Annotated in this window: 3 protein-coding genes; 1 reads left to right on the top strand and 2 read right to left on the bottom strand. The window is 31.2% G+C overall.

What is annotated here, in order from left to right:
* Nucleotides 1-190 precede the first annotated feature (190 nt).
* Together A2255_06320 and A2255_06325 are read right to left on the bottom strand one after the other, a co-directional pair.
* Nucleotides 191-415 (bottom strand): hypothetical protein, encoded by a 225-nt coding sequence (locus A2255_06320; GenBank protein OGI18065.1) that lies wholly within the window; start codon nt 413-415, stop codon nt 191-193.
* Between the two features lie 964 nt (nt 416-1,379).
* On the bottom strand, nt 1,380-2,012 hold the full coding sequence (locus tag A2255_06325; GenBank protein OGI18066.1) for a hypothetical protein: 633 nt from the start codon (nt 2,010-2,012) through the stop codon (nt 1,380-1,382).
* Between the two features lie 258 nt (nt 2,013-2,270).
* On the opposite strand from A2255_06325, the gene A2255_06330 reads away from it, so the two are divergent.
* Complete coding sequence (locus tag A2255_06330) at nt 2,271-2,828, top strand: hypothetical protein (GenBank protein OGI18067.1); 558 nt, start codon at nt 2,271-2,273, stop codon at nt 2,826-2,828.
* Nucleotides 2,829-3,023: the final 195 nt, after the last annotated feature.

A 3,023-nucleotide genomic window follows, 5' to 3' on the forward strand; every position in this document is an offset into this window, starting at 1 on the left:
TACCTGATTTCTTTTCTATGTTAATAATTATAGCACATAAAGTGGTGGCCGTGTGGCCACAAATTGTGACCAAATGGCCACAAATTTAGTATCCATTCGGCCACTACTTTATATAGCAGCACTTTTGACGAATCAACCAAAACACTTATAAACAATGGTTTCAAGACATGAGGCTTAATATCCTTTATTTTTAAATACTAAGATTGCAAAATCCAAACTTAAATATTTCTCTGACTAACCCGACTTTGGTTTTCACATTATATTTTTTAAACAAAAAAGCTAATCTTTTTTTAATATACCCGCTGGAAAAACCTGTTAAATCAGCGATTTCAGAATTAGTTTTTTCCTGAATCGTAAGAGCAACAATTTTTTTATCCAATTCATCCAGCTTATCAAAAGAAACCTTAAAATCCATAATTCCAGCTTCCCCCGTAAGTTTGCAACTATTTGAGTTCCATCAAAATGTCATCCCAAAATAAATTCGGGATCTAACCTGTTTGCAAATAAAAGCTAAAAGCGAATATTAGAAGATACTGAAACAAGTTCAGCATGACAAATCAGTGAGAATTTTTATTACCCCCTTAAATACCTAACGCACAATTGAGAAATTAATAACCTGCCTTCAGAATTTTTGGGAGAAAATAATAATATCATTAATTTAAAAAAACAATAGATCTACACCTAATGATAGATGAAAATCCTAAAAAAATATTGAATAAATATAATAGTTCCCTCACCCAAAGGAGCGTAAATATGAGCAAAGAATTAACAGAAATTCTAGAAAATTTCAAAGAAATCTGCGAATTCGTAATCGAAGACTTTATATACAATAAATCAAAACAAGAAGAAAACAACGAATAAAACTGCTTTAAAAAACTCCTTTCGCAAATAAAACTAACATATCCTTACACAACCCTACCTACAAACAAAAGAGTGTGAGGATATGTTTTTATTTTAAAGACTTCATTATATTCCTGTAGGATCCTTTGTTTCGTGTCAATTTTTGAAACAACAGCGACGGATATAATGACTTTTCCCAATTAATGTGTCAATTCACTAGTACTTTCAATTAATTATGCAGAGTAACGTCATTAAAATATACTTCGCACTGCCATTGCGAGGTGCTTCGCACTGTCTTAAGTCATCAATTATTCCAATAATACACACTGTTATTGTGAGCCATGTTTCATGGCTTTAAGAAATAATCGTACTTGCGTGGCAATCTTTCCATTTCACAATTAAAAACAATTATACAAAACAGATCACCAGGTGACATAGTCACTGTCATCAGTCATCAACTCTTCCAATAATACTGCTACTATTATGTATGGCTAGTCACTTTTCTTAGTCCACTGTCATTTTGAGCAAAGCAAATAATCTCACAATCCCCATTTTTTACGAAGTTCACAGGCAAAAAACGAATTATGCAAAAGATCGGGAAGTTCTTCTAAATACTTCTTAGCCTCTTCATAAGTATAATCTAACGGTGATCCTATTTTCACCTTTTTTTGTTCATCAATATACTTCTTAGTAGACTCGACAGAAACATAATTTTGCCCGTCAGGCCTATCATAACCCCCTTTATTTTGAAAACTTAAAACCTTGTTATTTATTTGTTCTCTTTTTTGTTCATGACATGTACCTGTATTTTTTACAGCTTTATCCATGTAATTTTTACAGCTAAAACCCGTAACCTCTACAAGCTCAAAAAAAACATTAGTAAAATAATAATTTAACTTAGTCCCTTTTTTAGTAGTTAAAACTAACTTCTTAGCTTTCAATTCCTCAATTCCCTGAGTAATAGACTTATTACTCCTAATCCCTGTTTCTTCCATAATGGTTTCCTGCTTAGGAAAAACAAGTCCTTTTTGAGGATTCCAGTGAGCTACTAAACAATGAATAATCAACCTGGCAGAGGCTGACAGCTCAATTTTACTAAAAAGCTTCTTAAACGTAATACTTTGAGACAAATTAAAGCTATTAATCTTAATACAACTAGCTTCTGGCAACATCTACAAAACTCCTCCAAATGTCTAAATTTTAAGCAACACAACTTGACACCATGCAGAGGAGTGCTAAAATATAATTAAGGATTTTTTGTAGAGAACACCCTCTGAGGTGTTTTTTATTTTATCTAGTTTTTGTAAAAACTTGCTTCAAAAAGGCAAGTTTTATTTTGTATACATGCTAGTACTTATGATACACTCTTGTCAACATGGTAAAACAAACACACAATCAGTTGTTAAACAATTTATAAAGGGTTTAATAAAATGGTTAAAGCTTATACTATTGCAGAACTTTCAAAGATTTTAAAAATTTCAGTTCAAGCGACAAATAAAAAGGTTGATAAACTTGAAAGAGATAAAAATTATAATATAAAGACAACAAAAGAGTTGATAAACAACCGTTTAACAAAGATTATATTTTTAAGTGATGACGACATAAAACAATTAATTGAAACAACAAATTCAATTAAACAGGTTGTTCAACATATAAACCAGTTTAATAAACCAAATCAAGAGGTTGATCAAGAGGTTTATCAACCTGAAGTAAACCAGTTTAATAAACCAGCTTATGAAGAAATATTAACAAGGGTTTTAGATTATTCTGAAAAAACCAACCATCAAATACAAGATTTTGCTAATAGACTAATTGAGTCAGAAAGTCAGTTAAAGCTGCTTATTGACAGTGAAACAAGAAAAGAGCACGAGTACCTGAGAGTTCAGGCAGAAAATAAACAACTTAAGATAAAAGTAGAAGAATTAGAAGAAAAAATTAAATATTACGAATCCAAATGGTGGAATAAATCAGTATTAAAAAAGAAGTGACATAGTCACTTTCCTTAGTCATCAATCATTCCAATAATACGCACTACCATCGCGATGTGAAACAGTCACTTTTCTCGGTCATTAATCATTCCAGTGATAGTATTTCACTCTTGATTACTTTACACTGTCATTGTGAGGTGGCTAAGAGTCTATCCAGGAAATAAAAAATGTACAACATTAATCAATTTTGTCATT

This window comes from Candidatus Melainabacteria bacterium RIFOXYA2_FULL_32_9, assembly GCA_001784615.1.
Lineage (GTDB): Bacteria > Cyanobacteriota > Vampirovibrionia > Gastranaerophilales > UBA9579 > UBA9579.